The following is an 18,024-nucleotide window of genomic DNA, read 5'->3' on the forward strand; positions in this document are numbered from 1 at the left end:
CGGGGGTGCTGTTACCGGCCCGGGCGGCCCGCGACGTCACTCGTCGACGTTGAAGCCCTGGTTCTTCAGGTCGTCGAGCGTGATCTTCTGCATCGCGTCGACGGCGTCGACGAACGCGCCGGCCTTCTTGGCCTTGGTCGCCTTCGCGAACTCGTCGTTGTACGCGGAGTAGGCGACGTTGATGTTCGGCCCGTACGTGAACGGCTGCACGGTCTGCGCCGTCTGCGCCGCGATCTCGTAGAAGTCCTTCTGGTTCGAGAAGAACTCCGGCGGGTCGGTGAGCACGGTGCTGCTCGCGGGGACGTCGGCCGGGTAGATCCCGGTCTCGTCGACGAGCGCCTGCACGGCCTCCGGGTCGGTGTTGAGCCACGTGATGAACTCGACGGCCTGCTCCGGGTGCTCCGACTGCGACGTCACGGCGGTCGCCGAGCCGCCCCAGGCGCCGGTCGCGGGCGCGGCCGCGTCCCACTGGGGCATGGGCGCCATCTTCCACTTGCCGGCGGTGTCGGCGGCGTTGCCCTCGAGGACGCCCGGGGCCCAGATCGCCGACAGCCAGCCCACCTGGGTGCCGTCGTTGAGGGCGGCGTTCCACTCGGGGTGTACATCGGCTTGTTGTCGATGGCGCCCTCCTCCACGAGGCCGCCCCAGTACTCGGCGACCTTGGTCGTGGCGTCGGAGTCGATGTCCACGGACCAGGCGTCGCCGTCGATCCCGTACCAGGACGCGCCCGCCTGCTGGGTGAGCCCGGAGAACCAGCCGGCGTCGTTCGCGGAGAACGTGCCGAGGTAGGCCTTCGGGTCGGCCTCGTGCACCTTCCGGGCGGCGTCCGCGTACTCGTCCCAGGTGGTGGGGACGTCGATGCCGAGCTTCTCGAAGATGTCGGCCCGGTAGTAGAACTGCATCGGCCCGGAGTCCTGCGGCACCGCGTAGACGGCGTCCGACCCGAGGGTGACGGCGTTCCAGACGCCGTCGGCGAAGTGCCCGGCGACGTCGTCACCCAGGGAGCCGGAGAGGTCCGCGAGGGCGTCCGAGGACACGAGCTGCGGGATCTTCTGGTACTCGGCCTGCATGATGTCGGGCGCGCCCGAGCCGGCCTTGATCGCGGTGAGCAGCTTGGTGACCGCGGGGTCCCCGCCGTCCTGCTTGTTCACCGTGACGGTGATGTCGGGGTGGTCGGCGTTCCAGAGGTCGACGACCTTCTCCATGTTGGGGGTCCACGTCCAGAACGTGAGCTCGACGGGTCCCGTGGCCGACGCGCCGTCCGAGCCGGCGTCGTCGCCGCCGCCGGAGCAGGCGGACGCGACCAGCGCGGTGGCAGCGGCGAGGGCCGCGATCCGGGTGCCTGTGGACAGGCGCATGACTCCTCCTCGTCAAGGACCATCGCACCGCCGCCGCGGGCGGAGGCCCGGGCGACTCACGACAGTGTGGCTGTGCACGGTCACAGTAGCCGCACGGGATGAGCGATTGTCAACTTCGGGTTTCGTGGTGTTACCTAGTCGTTGCGCGGCCACGACGCCTGTGACCGCGCACAGCATCGACGCGAGGAGCGCCTCCCATGCCCGACGCCACGCCCCACGGCGCCCCGTCCTTCGAGGCCACGGCCTCCGAGGCCGCCACCGGGGCCCGGCCCGCCCCGTTCCGCCCCGGCCCGGACTTCGAGGGCTGGCTGCCCGGGGTCGACCAGGTCTGCTACGGCGGCGACTACAACCCCGAGCAGTGGCCGGAGGAGGTGTGGGCGCAGGACGTCGACCTCATGCGGCAGGCGGGCGTCAACCTGGTCAGCGTCGGCATCTGGAGCTGGGCCCTCCTCGAGCCGCGGGAGGGCGAGCACGACTTCGGCTGGCTCGACCGCCTGCTCGACCTGCTGCACTCGGCCGGCATCCGCGTCGACCTCGGCACCCCCACGGCGTCGCCGCCCGCGTGGTTCTTCCGCACCTACCCGGACTCCCGGGTCGTGACGCGCGAGGGCACCGTGCTGGAGTTCGGCTCCCGCGGGGCCGCCGCGCCGTCCTCCCCCGCGTACCGCCGGGCCGCCACCCGCATCGCGGGCGCGCTCGCCGAGCGCTACGGGCAGCACCCCGCCGTCGTGCTCTGGCACGTGCACAACGAGTACGGGGCGCCGGTCTCCGACGACTACTCCGAGCACGCGCAGCGCGCCTGGCGCCTGTGGCTGCGCGCCCGGTACGGCACGCTCGACGCGCTCAACGCGGCCTGGGGCACCCGGTTCTGGGGCCAGGTCTACGGTGAGTGGGAGCACGTCGTCGCGCCGTCGGCCACGCCCACCGTGGCCAACCCGGCGATGCGTCTCGACTACGCCCGCTTCACCGACGCGATGCTCCGCGCGTGCTTCGTGGCCGAGCGCGACGCGATCCGCGCGCACTCCGCCGTGCCCGTCACCACCAACTTCATGGCGACGGCGTGCCCGGCCACGGACCTGTGGGCCTGGGCGCGGGAGGTCGACGTCGTCTCCGACGACCACTACCTCACCGCCGCGGACCCCCGCGGCCACGTGGGCCTGGCGATGGCCGCCGACCTCACACGGTCGGTCGCGGGCGGCAAGCCGTGGCTCCTCCTGGAGCACTCCAGCTCGGCCGTGAACTGGCAGCCGCGGAACGTGGCCAAGCGCCCCGGCGAGGAGCGGCGGAACGCCCTGTCGCACCTGGGCCGCGGCGCGGACGGGATCCTGTTCTTCCAGTGGCGGGCCTCGCGCAGCGGCGCGGAGAAGTTCCACTCGGCGATGCTCCCCCACGCCGGGACGGGCAGCCGCGTGTTCCGCGAGGTGTGCGAGCTCGGGGCCGAGCTCGGCCGCCTCGGCGAGGTGCAGGGCTCGCGCGTGCGGGCCGACGTCGCGCTGCTGTGGGACTACGAGTCGCACTGGGCGCAGGACCTCGAGTGGCGGCCCAGCGTGGACGCGTCGCACCGCGAGCGCACCGAGGCCTTCTACGACCGGCTGTGGCGGGACGGCCTCACGGTGGACATGGCGCACCCGGAGCAGGACCTCTCCGGCTACCGGCTCGTCGTCGCACCGGCGTCGTACCTGCTCACGGCCGACGCGGCCGCCAACCTCACCCGGTACGTCGAGGGCGGCGGCACGCTGCTGGTGAGCTTCTTCAGCGCCGTCGTCGACGAGCACGACCGCGTGCACGAGGGCGGGTACGGCGCCCCGCTGCGCCGCGCGCTGGGCCTGACGGTCGAGGAGTTCCTCCCGCTGCGCGACGGCGAGACGCTGGGCGTCGTCGGGCTGTCCGACGGCGCGCTGACCGGCGACGTGTGGGCCGACGACGTCGCGCTCGACGGCGCCGAGGTCGTCGCGACCTACGCCGGCGGGCCGCGGCCCGGCGGCGCGGCGGTGACGCGCCACCGCGCCGGCGCGGGGACCGGCTGGTACGTGTCCACGCGGCTCGACGTCGACGCCCTCGCACCGCTCATGGCCCGCGTGTACGACGACGCCGGCCTCGCCCCGGCGGGCCTGACCGCCGACCTGGAGGTCGTGCGGCGGCACGGGGCCGACGCCGTCTTCACGGTCGCGATCAACCACGCCGACGCCGACGCCAAGCTGCCCGACGTCGCCCCGGGCAGCAGCGACCTGCTCACGGGCGAGGACGTCGCCGGCGCCGTCGTCGTGCCCGCCGGCGGGGCGCGCGTGGTGCGCAGCCCGCGCTGACCCTCGGCGCGGGACCCGTCAGCAGGTCGCGAGCAGGGCGGGGACCAGGGCCGTCATGAGGTCGGACCCGACCGAGGTGAGGTCGCGGCCCGTGAGCGCCACGGTCACCTGGCGGTCGGCGTCCGGGGAGGTCAGCGTGATGCTGAGCGTGCCGAACGACGCGCCGTCGTGCCCGTACAGCCACGCGCCGTCCTGGCACGGGTCGGGCAGGCGGTAGACGCCCAGGCCGTAGTCGGGCAGGACCTCGCTGCCCACGGTGCGCGGCGTGAGGACGTCGGTCACGGTCGCCGGCTCGAGCAGGTCGCCGGTCACGAGCGCCTCGGTGAAGCGCTGCAGGTCCGCCGTCGTGGACGTCACCGCGCCCGCCGCGCCGAACAGGCTCGGGTCGAAGGGGTCGAGGCCGTACCAGCCGGCGCCGAGCTCGCCCGTGTACGCGGCCTCGTGCAGGAACGGCCCGCGCAGGCCCGGGTCGTCCGGGAACGCCGAGTGCCGCATCCCGGCGGGCCCGAACACGCGCTTCTCGAGCAGCCGCTCCACGCTCTGCCCGGTGGCACGCTCGAGCGCCGCGCCCAGCAGCACGTAGCCCGCGTTCGAGTACGCCACGTCGGTGCCCGGCGCGAACAGCCACGGCAGGTCGTCCATGGCGGCGAGGTGGTCGGCGACCGGGTACTCCTCGCCGAGGACCTCGAAGAACTCGTCGAGGTCCTCCGGGTCGGTCATGCGGCTCGCGGCGAGCGCGGACAGGTGGTCGGGCAGGCCGGAGCGGTGCGTGAGCAGCAGCTCGAGCGTGACGTCGTCCTCGTACGCGTCGGGCACGACGGCGGCCGCCTCGGGGACCACCTCCACCACCGGGGTGTCGAGGGTCCACGTGCCCTTCTCGACCTCCTGCAGCACCAGCGTCGAGACCATCATCTTGGTGTTGCTCGCCGCCCGGAACCGGTCCTGCGGCCGCGCCGGGCCGCGCCCGTCGAGGCGGCGCGTGCCGTCCGCGCCGCTCCAGTGCAGGCCGGGCGCGTCGACCCGGCCGACGACGCCGACCGGGACGCCCGCCACGGTGTCCGCGAGCGCCTGGTCCAGGGCGTCGCGCGCGCCGGCGGTCGCAGCGGCGTCCTCGCTCGGCGCGACGAACGTGCGGGCGCTCGCCTCGCGCCGCGCCTGGGCGACCGCCTCCGCGACGGCGCGCGCGACGGACGACGAGTCCTCGTCCAGCGCGGACGCCGCCGCGCCGGCGGGCGTGCCGTCCCCGGCCGCGGCGGGGGCTGCTCCGGCGGGGACGGCACCGAGGGTCAGCGGCAGCGCGAGCGCTGCGGCGGTCGTGACGGTCAGGGTCGTGCGCATGCGACGGCGCATGGGGTCTCCTCGTCTTCGCGGTCGGTGCTCCCACCGTCGCAGGCAGGACGGGCCGGCGGATCCGTCGGACGACGGAGATCCGTCGGGGTCGTCTCCCCCGAAGGCGGGACCGCGGAGGTGGTCCGGCGCGGCCCCGGCGCGGCCTACCTCGGCCGGTCCCGGGCCACCTCGGCGAGGCGGGCGGCGGCCTCGTCGCGACGGCGGGTGGCGTCGGCGAGGGTGCGCTCGGCGCGCTGGCGGGCGACGACGGCGCCGCGCAGCTCGGCGTCGACGGCGGCGGCCTCGTCGTCCAGCTCGGCGAGGCGGCGACGCGCGGCGTCGCGCTCGGCGTCGGTGCGCCGGGCCACGGCCTCGATGCGGCCCACCTCCGCGGCGGCGGTGCCGCCGGCGCCGCGGGCGGCGGCGACGTCGTCCTCGGCGTCGGCGAGCTCCTGCTGCGCCCGCTCGCGCGCCTCGCGGCGGGCGGCGTCGTCGGCCGCGTCCGCCGTCGGGCGGCCGCGCCCCTTCTTCGCGGCGGGGAGGTCGGGCACGGCGTGCAGGTGCCGCGGCGGGGCGTCGTCGTCGACGGGAGCGATGCCGAGGGCGTCGGGGACGGCGACGGCGGAGGCGACGTCGGCGCGCCCGATGCCGGTGGCCTGCAGCGGGCCCACGAGGAGGCCGCTGCGCACCGCGCGCCCGGCGTCGGGGTCGATCATCGCGGCGGTGAGGGTGGACTCGACCTGGGCGAGGACCGCGCCGGACACCGCCGTGCCCGCGTCGACGGCGAGCGACCGGGCCCGGGCCGCGACGGCCGCGACGAGCTGCCGCCGCTGACGGGTGAGCTCGCGCAGGCGGGGGCCGTCGAGGTCGTCCTGCGCGGCACGGAACGCGGCGCCGAGCTCGACCACCTGCTCCACCTGCTCGGGGTCCGCGCGCGCCAGGAGGTTGACCACCCACGCCGCCGTCGACGGCTTGCGCAGCCGCTTCACCCGGTCCGCCGCCTCGTCCTGGCCGTCGGAGCGCAGCGCGGCGGCGCGGGCGTCGCGCGCGGGGACGAACTCGCCCGGCTCGAGGGCGTACAGCGCCCCGGCGACGTCCGTCAGCACCTCGGGCAGCGTGGGCACCCTCCGAGAATCCGGAAGCCCCGCCGCCGCCGCAACCCCACGCCCCGATCCGTCAGGCCCGGCGCGTGGCATACCGCACGCGCATCCTGACAACTCCGGGGTCGCGGGAGCCTAGGATCGTTTCGATCCCCATGACCGAGAACCTTCCTCCCGCGCCGGCGTCCGCCATCACGCCCCCTGTCGACGAGCGTCGCGCCACGATCATCCTGGTCGCGATGGCGCTGTCGACGTTCCTGTTCGTCACCGTCGAGTCGCTGCCGTCCGGCCTGCTCACGCTCATGGCCCCCGACCTGGGCCGCTCGACCTCCGAGATCGGCCTGCTCGTCACCGGGTACGCGCTGGTGGTGCTCGTCACGACGGTGCCGCTGGCGCACTGGGCGCGGCGGTTCCCGCGGCGCTGGGTGCTGTCCGCGTGCGCAGGCGTCGCCTCCGTCGCGACCCTGTGGGCGGCGCTCGCGCCCAGCTACGAGCAGCTGCTGGTCGCGCGCCTGGTGACGGCGACGGCGCAGGCGCTGTTCTGGGTGGCGGTGGTGCCGGCGACGACGGGGCTGTTCCGGCCGGTCGTGCGCGGCAAGGTGATGGCGCGCCTCGCGCTGGGCAACTCGCTGGCGCCGGTGCTCGGCGTGCCGGCGGGCACGTGGCTCGGCGAGAACACGTCGTGGCGCTGGACGTTCGCCGCCGTCGCGGCGCTGTCGCTGGTGGTGACGTTCGTCGTCCTCGCCCTCTTCCCCACGCTCGCCCCGGCGCAGGGCGGCGCCAGCCGCGCGCCCCACCCGAACGCGCGCCGGTTCGGGTTCCAGATGGTCACCACCGGGCTGGTGCTGACCGGCGCGTTCGGCGTCATCACGTTCGTCACGCAGTACTTCATCGACGTCACCGGGTTCGTGCAGGCGGACATGCCGCGTCTGCTCCTGCTGCAGGGCGCGGCCGGCGTGGTGGGGGCGATCGTCGTCGGCCGGTTCATCGACGCGCGGCCCGTGGCGGTGCTGCTCGTCGCGCTCGCCGTGCTCACGGTCGCGCTGGTGTCGCTGTGGGCGTTCGGCGAGCAGCCCGTGGCCGCGGTCGCGTCGCTGGCGCTGTTCGGCCTCTCGTTCTCGTGCGTGCCGCCCGCGCTGTCGCACCGCGTGATGCTGGTGTCCCCCGGCTCGACCAACATGGGCGTGGCGATCTCGTCGTCCATGTTCAACGTGGGCATCGCGGCCGGCTCCGGCCTGGGCGCGGCGCTCGTCGCGGCCGTGGACGTGCGCGTGGTGCCGCTGGCCAGCGCCGCCGTCGTGCTGCTCGCCCTCCTCGTCGCCCTCGCCGAGGAGCGCTTCAACCCCCGCCTGCCGGTCACCCGCTGACCGGCCCACCGAGGAGGACCGCCGTGCACGACGACGACCGCTGCCCCTGCGGCTCCGGCGACACCTACGGCGCGTGCTGCGGCCCGCTGCACCGCGGCGAGCGCCCCGCGCCCACGGCGGAGGCGCTGATGCGCTCGCGCTACAGCGCGTTCGCGGTCGGCGACGCCGCGTACCTGCGCGCCACGTGGCACCCGCGCACCCGGCCGTCGTCGCTGGAGCTCGACGACGACCAGGAGTGGCGGCGCCTGGTCGTCCTCGCCACCCACGCGGGCGGGCCGTTCGACGACGGCGGCGAGGTCGAGTTCGTCGCGCAGTACCGCTCCGCCGCCACCGGCGGGCGCGGCCGCCTGCACGAGGTGAGCCGGTTCGTCCGCGAGGCCGGCCGCTGGTTCTACGTGGACGGCGACGTGCAGGGCTGACGGCCCCGCCGATCGAGGCCCGAGAGAACTGATCCAGATCCGGACCCATCCGCATGTCGGAGGGCACCGAACCCCGGGTGCCCGAATCAACCGACAAGATGGAGGCACCATCATGCGCAAGATCTGGACCAAGTCCGCGGTCGTGACCGGTACGGCCGCCGCCCTCGTTCTCGGAGGCGCCGCCGCGGCGAGCGCCGACACCGGCGACCACTCCGAGAGAACGGACCAGACCGAGACGCACGTCGACGACAGCGGCAACGTGTCGCTCGACGACATCCTGAACGGGGTCGTCGACCTCGGTGACGTCGCCAGCGGCAACGCGGTGCTCAACGGGGTGGACCTCGACGTGAACGAGGTGCTCAGCGGCATCCTCAGCGGCAACGACTCGGACGTGAGCGTCGACCCCGACACTGACGCCGACGTCACCGCCGACACGGACGCGTCGTCGAGCGGTTCCGACGAGGACGGCGGTCTGCTCAGCGGCCTGCTGCGCTGACGGACCCCGCTCCTCGGAGGTGTGGCACCCACCCGTCGGGTGGGTGCCGCACCTGCGTCAGCGGACGACCCCGGCGCTCTCGGTCTCGGCGTCGGGTTCGTGCTGTGAGCCGTCGGGCCCCGCGGCCGGGCGCGGGCGGAGCTGGTCGCCGTTGAGCAGCAGGTTGAGCAGGATCGCGGTGATCGCGCCGGCGCTGATGCCGGAGTCGAAGATCAGCCGGAACCAGGTGGGGAGCTCGGCGTAGATCTCCGGACGCACGGTCGGGAGCATCGCGACCCCGAGGGACACGGCGACCACGAGGATGTTCCGGTGGGTGAACGTCACCGTGGTGAGCGAGCGGACGCCCGACGCGGCGACCATGCCGAACAGCGCGATCCCCGCGCCGCCCAGCACCGCGGAGGGCACGCCCTCCACGACCGCGCCGACCTTCGGCACCAGCCCCAGGACGACGAGGATGCCGCCCGCCATCGTCGCGACGAACCGCGACCCCACGCCGGTGAGGCTCACGAGACCCACGTTCTGCGCGAACGCCGTGTAGGGGAAGGTGTTGAAGAGGCCGCCGAGCACGGTCGAGAGCCCGTCGGCCCGCAGCCCGTCGCCGAGCCGCTGCCGGGTCACCGGCCGGCCGGTGATCTCGCCGACGGCGATCATGTCGCCGGTCGTCTCCGTCATGATCACGAGGCCCACGACCAGCATCGACACGACGGCGGCCGGCGGGAACGTCGGGAGGCCGAAGTGGAACGGCGTCACGAGGGCGAACCACCCGGCGTCGCCGACGCCCGACCAGTCGACCTTGCCCAGGGGCAGCGCGACGAGCGTGCCGAGCCCGAGCCCGAGCAGCACGGAGACGCGCGCCAGCGCGGGCGGCGCGAACCGTTCGACGAGCACGACGAGCAGCAGGGTCCCGGCCGCGAGCGCCAGGTCGGTCGGCGTGGCCGACTCGCCGTTGTCCGTGATCCACCCGGCGGCGACGTCCATCAGCGAGACGCCGATGACGAGGATCACCGTGCCGGTGACGATCGGCGGGAAGAACCGCAGCAGCGCCGAGAAGAACGGCGCGACGAGGATCATGAACAGCCCGCAGGCGATGGTGGCCCCGAAGACGGCGGTGATGTCGTAGGTCGTGCCGATGGTGATCATCGGGCCGACCGCTGCGAACGTCACCCCCTGCATGAGCGGCAGGCGCACCCCGAACCGCCAGAACCCGAGGGACTGGATGATCGACGCGATGCCCGCGACGAACAGGTCCGCGCTGATGAGGAACGCCAGGTCCTGCGCGGAGTAGCCGAGCGCGCCGCCCACGATGAGCGGCACCGCGACCGCCCCCGCGTACATCGCGAGCACGTGCTGCAGCCCCAGCGGGAACAGCCGCGCGAAGCGCGGCACCTCGTCCACGGGGTGCCTGGCGGTGGTGCTGGGTGATGCGTCGGACATCGGTCGTCCCCTTCCGTCACCGGGCGCCTGGGCGGCGCGTCGGGACGACGGTAGGGAGCGCGGGTTTCCGCTGGGTCAAACAGCGTTTCCGGGGCGTGAAATCCTCTCGGATGAACCCATCCCGGCCGCCGGCGTCACCCGGCCGCGAGGACGACGGCGTCGTGCGGTGCGAGCGGCAGGGTCGCCCCGGCCCCCGGCACGTCGGCGGGGCCGGCCACGAGCTCGTGCCGGGCGGCGGTGAGCAGGTCGACGAGCGTCGTCACGTCGCGCACGTGCTCCGGCCCGGCGGAGAGCGCGGCGGCGAGGTCGAGCGTCGCGGACCGGTCGGCGTGGTTGATCGCGACCAGGGTGCTGCCGCGCCACACGGTCTCGACGTCGGGCTCCTGCCCGCCGGTGGGGACACCCGCCGCGTCGAGGGCGGCCCGCAGCACGGTGTCCAGGCCGCCGGCCTCGCCGGTGAGGTCCGCCCCGACGTACCAGGCCCCGCCCCTGCCGTGCGCGTGCTGCGCGACGGCGACGCACCCGGCCAGCGGCCCGTCGTCGTAGGTGGCGAGCACGGCGGCGCCGTCGGAGCGCGTGCGCTCGCCCAGCACGGCGGCGGTGCCCCGCAGGCCGCCGAAGCGCTCTTCGGACCAGGCGACGGCGCTGCCGGCGTCGGGCAGCGGCACCCACTCCTCCGCGGAGACGCCGAGCACGCGACGCAGCAGCGCCGGCGACCGCCCGACGTGCAGCTGTCCCCGCCCGTCCGCGACCCCGCCGAACGGCCCCCACACCAGGTGCCCGCCGCCGGAGACGTAGGCCTCGAGCCGGTCCGCGGCGTCCTGCTCGAGCACGGTGAGCGCGGGCGCCAGCACGACGTCGTACCCGTCGAGGCGGACGTCGTCCTGACCCGGCGCGACGACGTCCGCGACCACCCCGAGCCGCCACAGCGCGCGGTGCCACGCCTGCAGGGTGGCGAGCGGGTCGAGGCGTGCGGTGGGCAGCGCGACCTGCGTGGCCGCCCACCACGACGGCCAGTCCCACAGCAGCGCGACCCGGCTGTGGACGGGCTGCCCGGCGAGGCCGCGCAGCGCGCGCAGCTCGGCGCCGAGGCGGCGGACGCCGTCGTGCACCGCGGTGTCCGGGCCGGCCAGGGGCAGCATCGCGGAGTGGAAGCGCTCGGGGCCCGAGCGCGCCTGGCGCCACTGGAAGAACAGGGCGCCGTCACAGCCGTGCGCCGCGGCCTGCAGCACCTCGGCGCGCAGCCGCTCGGGCGACTTCGTGAGGTTGTGCTCGCGCCAGCTCACGGCGCTCGCCGCCTGCTCCATGCGCAGCCACGGCGTGCCGCCCGCGAGGCCGCGGGCCAGGTGGTTGACGAGCGCCGCGTCCGCGGGGGCGTCAGGCGACGCCGGGTCGGGGTAGGCGTCGTCGGCGACGACGTCGAGGTCGGCGCGCCAGGCGTGCGGGTCGACGCCGCCGAAGAAGCCCATGAGGTTGGTGGTGACGGGACGGTCGGGGTCGTGCCGCCGGACGATCGCCTTCTGCTCCCGGTAGAGGTCGAGCAGCAGGTCGGAGGAGAAGCGCCGGAAGTCGAGCTCCTGGGCGGGGTTGCGGTGGTAGGGCGCGACGCGCGGCGGCAGGACCTCGGCCCAGTCGCCGTACTCCTGCGACCAGACGGTGGTGGCCCAGGCCGCGTTGAGCGTGTCGACGCTGCCGTACCGGGCGCGGAGCCAGTCGCGGAACCGGTCGGCGCAGCGGTCGCAGAAGCAGACCTGGCCGTACTCGTTGCCGGCGTGCCACAGGCGGACCGCCGGGTGCCCGGCGTAGCGGGCGGCGACCTGCTCGGCGATCGCCGCCGCCGCGTCCCGGTAGGCGTCGGACGACGGGCAGAACTGGTTGCGCGACCCGTAGCTCAGGACGGTGCCGTCGGCCGTCGTCGGCAGCGACTCCGGGTGCCGGTGGCCCAGCCACGGCGGCGGTGACGCCACCGGGGTGGCGAGGTCGACGGCGATGCCGGCGTCGTGCAGCAGGTCGAGCACCTCGTCCATCCAGCCGAAGCGGTACTCCCCCGGCCGGGGCTCGTAGTGCGACCAGCTGAACACCCCGACGGTGACGAGGTTGACCCCGGCCTCCCACATGAGCGCGACGTCCTCCCGCCACACCGCGGGGTCCCACTGCTCGGGGTTGTAGTCCCCGCCGTAGAGGATGCCCAGCTCGTCCGTGAGCCGTGCGAGGCCGTGCCGCATGCTCGCTCTCCTTCGGATCTCTGTCGAACGGATCTCTGTCGAAACGCTTCGATGCGCGTCGCGAGACTATCGGTCGGGGACTTCCGGGTCCAAGGATGCCCCAGCAGGCCGCGTCGCCCGACGTGGCAACGCCCGGAAGCCGCCCGACAGGACGGTGCGACCGCGATCACGGCCCGACGCAGCATCCCGGCCGGCTCGGCGTCCGCCCTTATGATCGCGCTGTGTCGCCAGCCGAGGGAGAGAGCATGCCCGACGGGCGTCGTGCGCGACTGTCCGACGTCGCGGCGCTGGCCGGGGTCTCGCCCAAGACGGTCTCGAACGTGCTGCACGACCATCCGTACGTGCGGGACAGCACCAGACGGCGCGTGGAGAAGGCCCTCGCCGAGCTCGACTACCGCGCCAACCTGTCGGCCCGCGCCCTGCGGGGCCAGTCGACCGGCTTCATCGCCCTCGCGATCCCCGGCCTGGACAACCCGTACTACTCCACGCTCGCCGGGCACGTGATCGACGAGTGCGCCCGGCACGACTGGACGGTCCTCATCGAGCAGACCCGGTCGCTCGAGTCGCTCGAGCGCGCCGCCGTGCGCGGCCCGGCCTCCCGCCTGGTCGACGGGGTGATCCTCCAGCCGGACGCCCTCGGCGACGCCGAGCTCGAGGACCGCTTCGCGCACCGCAACCTCGTGCTCATCGGGGAGTCGGAGGTCGCACCGTCGGCCGACCGGGTGAGCGCCGACAACGTGGCTGCCGCACGCGCGCTCGCCGAGCACCTCCTGGCCCGCGGGCGCCGACGGGTGGCGGTGGTCGGCCTGGCCGACCACCCGCGCGCGAACGCCAGCTCGCTGCGCTACCGCGGCGTCGCGACGGCGTTGCAGCACGCCGGGCTCGACCTCGCCCCCGACTACCGCGTCGACGTCCCGCGCTTCCGGCGCGGGGAGGGTGCGGAGGCGGCGGACCGCCTCCTCGCGCTCCCGGTCCCGCCCGACGCGATCGTCTGCTACAACGACCTGCTCGCCAGCGGGGTGCTGGCCCGGCTGCGCGAGCGCGGGGTGGCCGTGCCGGACGACGTCGCCGTCGCCGGCTTCGACGACAACGACGAGTCGAGCTACACGGCCCCGGCGCTCACGAGCGTGTCGTGGGACCTGGCGGACATCGCGCGGCGGTGCGTCGAGCGCCTGCACCTGCGCTCCGCGCCCGGCGCGGCCGCGACGGAGCCCGTGCGGGCCGTCGTCGGCCACCGCCTCATGGTCCGGGCCAGCACGGGCGGCGCCTGACCCCGCTCAGGCGGTGACCGGCCTCAGCACGCGCGGCACATCGCCGTCCCACCCGATCTCCACGGCCGCGAGGAGGTTGGTCCGGCCGCCCGTGTCGTTGCCCTGGAAGAACAGGTACGTCCGCCCGTCCTCGTCGACCAGCGCGCCCGGGTGGCCGCTCTCGGACGCGTTCCACGACCCGGGCGCGCCGTGCGGCAGGAACGGCTCGAGCGTGCCGCGCTCCCACGTCGCCCCGTCGCTCGACCGGGCCCAGCCGATCTGCTGCGGCTCGTTGTTGTAGCCGCCGGCGTAGAACATCACGAGCCCGTCCCCGCGGCGCACGAAGGCGGGGGCCTCGATGCACTCCCGCTCCCAGTCGAGCTCGGGCGCCAGGGCCGGCGCGTCGTGCGACAGGTCGGTCCACGCCTCGCGGCCGAAGCCGCTGTCGAGCGGCGCGGAGGCGACGCCGAGCAGCTGCGCGCGCATCTCGGGGTCGCGCGTCGCGTAGGCGAGCAGGAGCCGGTCGCCGTGCACCACGACATCGGCGTCGATGGCCCGGCCGCAGTTCCAGTCGCCCTCGGGCCGGAACACGGGGTTCGACACGTCCGGCACGAACGTCACCCCGTCGTGCGACGTCGCGTGGCAGATCGCGTCCGCGGGCCCGTTGCCGTACGTCTGGTAGAAGAGGTGGACCACGCCGTCGAGGACGACGGCGCCCGGGGCGCAGATCCCCGGGGTCTCGAAGGACTCCTGCGGCACGAGCGTCTCGACCAGCCGCCAGGCGCGCAGGTCGGGGCTCTCCGCGATCCCGACGCGCCACCCGTCGCCCGCGTACCCCTGGGGCAGCGTGAAGTACATGAGGTAGCGACCGCGGAACCGCACGACGGACGGGTCCTTCGAGAAGGGGCGCCCGTCGGGCAGCTCGACCGCCCAGGGCTCGGCGATGAGCGGGACCTCTGCGGTGGACGACGGCATGGTCATGCGGGCACTCCTGGGGACGGGACGGGCGGATCAGCGGTCGACGCGACCTTACAACGCTGAAATACGGGAGCCAATACTTCGAACCTCACTCCTCCCCCAGGCTTGACGTTCCGCGATCCATCCTCCATCGTTCCGTGTTACAACGCTGTATGAATGGAGGCAACGTGGCATCCGTCGTGTCGAGAACGACCCCCCACGGGTCGCCGCCGCTGGCGGCCGTGGAGCCGGCACGGCCCGCGCGGCGCCCGCTGCCCTGGTACCGACGTCTCGCCCGCGACCGGGCGCTCGTGCTCATGGCGGCGCCGGGCCTGCTGCTGCTCCTGCTGTTCCAGTACGTCCCGCTGCTGGGGAACGTCATCGCGTTCCAGGACTACCTGCCGTTCCTCCCCTTCGGGGCCAGCGAGTGGGTGGGCCTGGACAACTTCGCCGTGATCTTCGACGGCGACCCGGCGTTCCTGAACGCCCTGCGCAACACGCTCGTCCTCACCGTGGTCCAGGTGGTCCTGGTCTTCCCCGTGCCGATCGCGGTGGCCCTGCTGCTCAACAGCCTGCTGTCGGAGCGGGTCAAGCGGGCGGTGCAGTCGGTGCTCTACCTGCCGCACTTCCTGTCCTGGGTCATCGTCGTGGCGATCTTCCAGCAGCTGCTCGGCGGCTCGGGCCTGCTCAACACCTTCCTGCGGACCCACGGCATGGAGACGCTCTCGATCATCGGCAACCCCGACGGCTTCGTCGCCCTGCTCACCAGCCAGGTGATGTGGAAGGACACCGGCTGGGCGACGATCCTCTTCCTCGCCGCCCTCTCCCAGATCGACTCGTCCCTCTACGAGGCGGCGAGCGTCGACGGCGCCTCGCGCCGGCGGCAGCTGTGGCACATCACCCTGCCGGGCATCCGCGGGATCGTCGTGCTCCTCCTCATCCTGCGCCTCGGCGACTCCCTCACCGTGGGGTTCGAGCAGATCATCCTGCAGCAGGACGGCGTCGGGCTCGCCGCGAGCGAGGTGCTGGACACCTACGTCTACAACAACGGGATCGTCGGCGGGCAGTGGGGGGTCGCCGCCGCCGTCGGCCTGGTCAAGGGCGTCGTCGGCGTCGTCCTGGTGCTCGGCGCGAACAAGATCGCCCACCTGCTCGGCGAGAACGGGGTGTACAAGTCATGACCGCCACGACCGCACGGACGGCATCGCGCCCGCCGCGCCCCACCACCCGCCGCCGTCGCCGCCGGCTCGAGGTGCCGCCGATGCCCGGCCGCGTCCTCAAGGCCGTGGTCCTCCTCGTGATGTGCGCGGGCGTGGCCGTGCCGTTCCTCGGCATCGTCTCCACCAGCCTGGCCGACACCGCCCAGCTCAACGCCTCCGGCGGCTTCGTGCTCTGGCCCGACAGCGCCTCGCTCGACGCGTACCGGAGCATCTTCGCCGGCGGCGTGGTCGCGCGGTCGCTCGCGGTCAGCGTCGGCGTGACGCTCGCGGGCACCGCGCTCTCCCTCGTCGTCTCCACCCTGCTCGCCTACGCGCTGAGCCGGCCGGGGGCGTTCGGGCAGAAGCCGGTGCTCGTGCTGGTGCTCGTCTCGCTGCTGTTCTCCCCCGGGCTGATCCCGAACTACCTCATGGTCAAGCAGCTCGGCCTGCTCGACACGTACTGGGCGCTCGTCCTGCCCACGGCCCTGAGCGCGTTCAACGTGATCGTGCTGCGCGCGTTCTTCATGGGGGTGCCCCAGGAGATCGTCGACTCGGCCCGCATCGACGGGGCAGGGCACGTCACCACGCTCACCCGCATCGTGCTGCCGCTGTCCAAGGCCGTGCTCGCCGTGGTCGGCCTCTTCTACGCCGTCGGCTACTGGAACGCGTTCTTCAACGCCCTGCTCTACATCAGCGACTCGTCCATGTGGCCGCTCCAGCTCGTGCTGCGCACGTACGTGGTCAACAACGCCGAGCTCGGCTCGTCCGAGCTGGGCACCGGGTCGGACGTCCTGCCCCCGCAGGCGTCCATCCAGATGGCGATCCTGCTCGTCACCATCGTCCCGATCCTCCTGGTCTACCCGTTCCTTCAGCGTCACTTCGCCAAGGGAGTGCTCACCGGTGCCGTCAAGGGCTGACCGCACCGCCTCCCCGGACTCGAGAGGAGCCGTCATGGCCCCCGTCACCCTCAGCCGCCGCTCGTTCCTCGGCGGCGTCGCCGTGGTCGCCGCCGGCGCCCTCACCGGCTGCTCGCCCTCGTCCTCCGCCGGGGGCGGGGGGTCGGGCTCCGCCTCCGTCACCCTGCCGAAGTACATCCGCTACGAGGGCGTGACGCCGGACCTGCCCGGCGACGCGAGCGGCATCCCCGACACCTTCCTGCGGTACCCGGCGAAGCCGGTCGCCGCGTTCTCCCAGCCGCCGGGGGACGGATCGGAGATCCGTGGCTCCGTGCCGATCGGCGGCCCGGTCCCCCCGTCCGCCGGGCGCAACGCGTACTGGCAGGAGCTGAACACCCGCCTGGGCTCCGACCTGCAGCTCACGATGACCCCCCGCGCCGACTTCCCGCAGCGGTTCGCCACCGCCGTCGCCGGCGACGGGCTCGGCGACCTGTACACCCTCGACATGGGGATGGCGCACCTGCCCGACTTCCTCCGGGCGCAGTGCCAGGACCTCACGGAGCACCTGGCCGGCGACGCGATCGCGGACTACCCGTTCCTCGCGAACATCGCCACCGAGTCCTGGCGCGGCACGGTGTTCGGCGGAGGCATCTACGCGGTGCCGATCACCCGGGGGGTGCAGTCGTCGGCGCTCCTGTACGCGCGCGGCGACCTGCTCGCGAAGCACGGGATCACCGACGACCCTCGCACGGTCGACGACTTCCTGGCCCTGTGCGCGGAAGTGACGCGACCCCGCGCCAACACCTGGGCGCTGAGCTCCGCCCCCATGCCGATGCTGCAGCAGATGCTGGGGCTGCCGAACAACTGGCAGGTGGAAGGCGGCACCTTCACGCACGTGCTGGAGCTCGACGGGCACCGGGAGGCGCTCGAGCTCGGACGCCGCCTGGTCGACGAGGGCTACGTGGTGCCCGACGGCGTGACGGCGGAGGGTGTCGACCAGAAGACCTGGTTCGCCTCGGGGGCCGCGCTCCTGCATGCCGACACGTACTCGGCCGCCCCTGGCCTGCACCAGCAGAGCGAGGCCAGCGCGCCCGACTACACGATCCGCATGGTGCGGACGCCGAGCCAGGACGGCAAGGCGCCGGCAGCCCTGTGGCTGGGGCCGCCGAACAACACGCTGTCGGCGATCAAGAAGGGCGACCCCGAGCGGGTGCGCACGCTGCTGTCGGTGCTCAACTGGCTGGCCGCGCCCCTCGGCACCGAGGAGCACCTGTTCCGCAAGTTCGGCGTCGAGGGCGTCCACTACGAGCTCGACGGCACGGACCCCGTGCTCACGGCGCTGGGCAAGAGCGAGACCTCGGAGGGCTTCTTCCCGGTCGAGTACCTCGTGGACGGGCCCCGGTCGAACTACTTCCCCGGACGCCCCGACGTCGCGAAGGACGTGCACGCCCACATGGCCGACATGGTGCCCGGCGGCGTCGCCGACCCGACCGTCGGCCTGTACTCCGACACCCAGGGCACCAAGGGCGGCCAGCTCGGCACCGCGCTCTCGGACGCCACGAACGCGATCCTGCTGGGCCGCAAGCCCGTGAGCTCGTGGGACGCGGTCGTCGCGAAGTGGCGCGCCGACGGCGGCGACAAGATCCGCGCGGAGTACGAGGCCGCCTACGCCGAGGCCAACGGCTGAC

Annotated in this window: 14 protein-coding genes and 1 pseudogene; 8 read left to right on the top strand and 7 right to left on the bottom strand. The window is 74.0% G+C overall.

What is annotated here, in order from left to right; genetic code table 11:
• Positions 1-36 precede the first annotated feature (36 nt).
• Together ACFU5J_RS13975 and ACFU5J_RS13980 are read right to left on the bottom strand one after the other, a co-directional pair.
• Positions 37-561: an extracellular solute-binding protein gene (locus tag ACFU5J_RS13975; RefSeq protein WP_430579105.1), complete on the bottom strand. Its 525-nt coding sequence runs from the start codon at positions 559-561 to the stop codon at positions 37-39.
• Between the two features lie 92 nt (positions 562-653).
• Positions 654-1,358 (bottom strand): annotated as a pseudogene (locus tag ACFU5J_RS13980) (ABC transporter substrate-binding protein); the annotation flags it as partial.
• Positions 1,359-1,555: 197 nt separating this feature from the next.
• Between ACFU5J_RS13980 and ACFU5J_RS13985 the strand changes: the two are divergent.
• A complete protein-coding gene (locus ACFU5J_RS13985) occupies positions 1,556-3,664 on the top strand; it encodes a beta-galactosidase (RefSeq protein WP_430579106.1) in 2,109 nt (702 codons plus the stop codon).
• An 18-nt stretch (positions 3,665-3,682) separates the two neighbouring features.
• Here ACFU5J_RS13985 and ACFU5J_RS13990 read toward each other — a convergent pair whose 3' ends face one another.
• Together ACFU5J_RS13990 and ACFU5J_RS13995 are read right to left on the bottom strand one after the other, a co-directional pair.
• On the bottom strand, positions 3,683-5,014 hold the full coding sequence (locus ACFU5J_RS13990) for a serine hydrolase domain-containing protein (RefSeq protein ID WP_430579107.1): 1,332 nt from the start codon (positions 5,012-5,014) through the stop codon (positions 3,683-3,685).
• Between the two features lie 143 nt (positions 5,015-5,157).
• The gene (locus tag ACFU5J_RS13995; RefSeq protein WP_430579108.1) at positions 5,158-6,117 is read right to left on the bottom strand and encodes a hypothetical protein; all 960 of its coding nucleotides are present in this window, start codon (positions 6,115-6,117) and stop codon (positions 5,158-5,160) included.
• A gap of 131 nt (positions 6,118-6,248) precedes the next feature.
• On the opposite strand from ACFU5J_RS13995, the gene ACFU5J_RS14000 reads away from it, so the two are divergent.
• From ACFU5J_RS14000 to ACFU5J_RS14010, 3 genes are all read left to right on the top strand, one after another.
• Entirely contained in the window at positions 6,249-7,460 is a 1,212-nt protein-coding gene (locus ACFU5J_RS14000) for an MFS transporter (RefSeq protein ID WP_430573886.1), read from the top strand.
• Positions 7,461-7,483: 23 nt separating this feature from the next.
• Positions 7,484-7,879, top strand: coding sequence for a YchJ family protein (locus ACFU5J_RS14005; protein WP_430579109.1), 396 nt, complete (start codon positions 7,484-7,486; stop codon positions 7,877-7,879).
• Between the two features lie 112 nt (positions 7,880-7,991).
• Positions 7,992-8,375 carry a hypothetical protein gene (locus ACFU5J_RS14010; protein ID WP_430573884.1) on the top strand — a complete coding sequence of 128 codons (384 nt, stop codon included), beginning with the start codon at positions 7,992-7,994 and terminating at the stop codon, positions 8,373-8,375.
• Positions 8,376-8,432: 57 nt separating this feature from the next.
• Here ACFU5J_RS14010 and ACFU5J_RS14015 read toward each other — a convergent pair whose 3' ends face one another.
• Together ACFU5J_RS14015 and ACFU5J_RS14020 are read right to left on the bottom strand one after the other, a co-directional pair.
• A complete protein-coding gene (locus tag ACFU5J_RS14015) occupies positions 8,433-9,809 on the bottom strand; it encodes a nucleobase:cation symporter-2 family protein (RefSeq protein ID WP_430579110.1) in 1,377 nt (458 codons plus the stop codon).
• Positions 9,810-9,943: 134 nt separating this feature from the next.
• Positions 9,944-12,034, bottom strand: a complete 2,091-nt coding sequence (locus tag ACFU5J_RS14020; RefSeq protein ID WP_430579111.1) for a beta-galactosidase — start codon at positions 12,032-12,034, stop codon at positions 9,944-9,946.
• A gap of 245 nt (positions 12,035-12,279) precedes the next feature.
• On the opposite strand from ACFU5J_RS14020, the gene ACFU5J_RS14025 reads away from it, so the two are divergent.
• Positions 12,280-13,305, top strand: coding sequence for a LacI family DNA-binding transcriptional regulator (locus ACFU5J_RS14025; protein ID WP_430573881.1), 1,026 nt, complete (start codon positions 12,280-12,282; stop codon positions 13,303-13,305).
• Between the two features lie 6 nt (positions 13,306-13,311).
• On the opposite strand, the gene ACFU5J_RS14030 is transcribed toward ACFU5J_RS14025, so the two are convergent.
• Entirely contained in the window at positions 13,312-14,265 is a 954-nt protein-coding gene (locus ACFU5J_RS14030; RefSeq protein ID WP_430579112.1) for a family 43 glycosylhydrolase, read from the bottom strand.
• A gap of 176 nt (positions 14,266-14,441) precedes the next feature.
• Between ACFU5J_RS14030 and ACFU5J_RS14035 the strand changes: the two genes are divergently transcribed.
• The 3 genes from ACFU5J_RS14035 to ACFU5J_RS14045 are packed head-to-tail and all read left to right on the top strand — an operon-like array spanning position 14,442 to position 18,023.
• Entirely contained in the window at positions 14,442-15,422 is a 981-nt protein-coding gene (locus ACFU5J_RS14035; RefSeq protein ID WP_430579113.1) for an ABC transporter permease, read from the top strand.
• Complete coding sequence (locus ACFU5J_RS14040) at positions 15,419-16,357, top strand: carbohydrate ABC transporter permease (protein ID WP_430573878.1); 939 nt, start codon at positions 15,419-15,421, stop codon at positions 16,355-16,357. The genes ACFU5J_RS14035 and ACFU5J_RS14040 overlap by 4 nt, the downstream gene beginning before the upstream one ends.
• Before the next feature lie 34 nt (positions 16,358-16,391).
• Complete coding sequence (locus tag ACFU5J_RS14045) at positions 16,392-18,023, top strand: extracellular solute-binding protein (RefSeq protein ID WP_430579114.1); 1,632 nt, start codon at positions 16,392-16,394, stop codon at positions 18,021-18,023.
• Position 18,024: the final 1 nt, after the last annotated feature.

The sequence above is a fragment of the Isoptericola sp. NPDC057559 genome (genome assembly GCF_042801555.1).
Lineage (GTDB): Bacteria > Actinomycetota > Actinomycetes > Actinomycetales > Cellulomonadaceae > Isoptericola.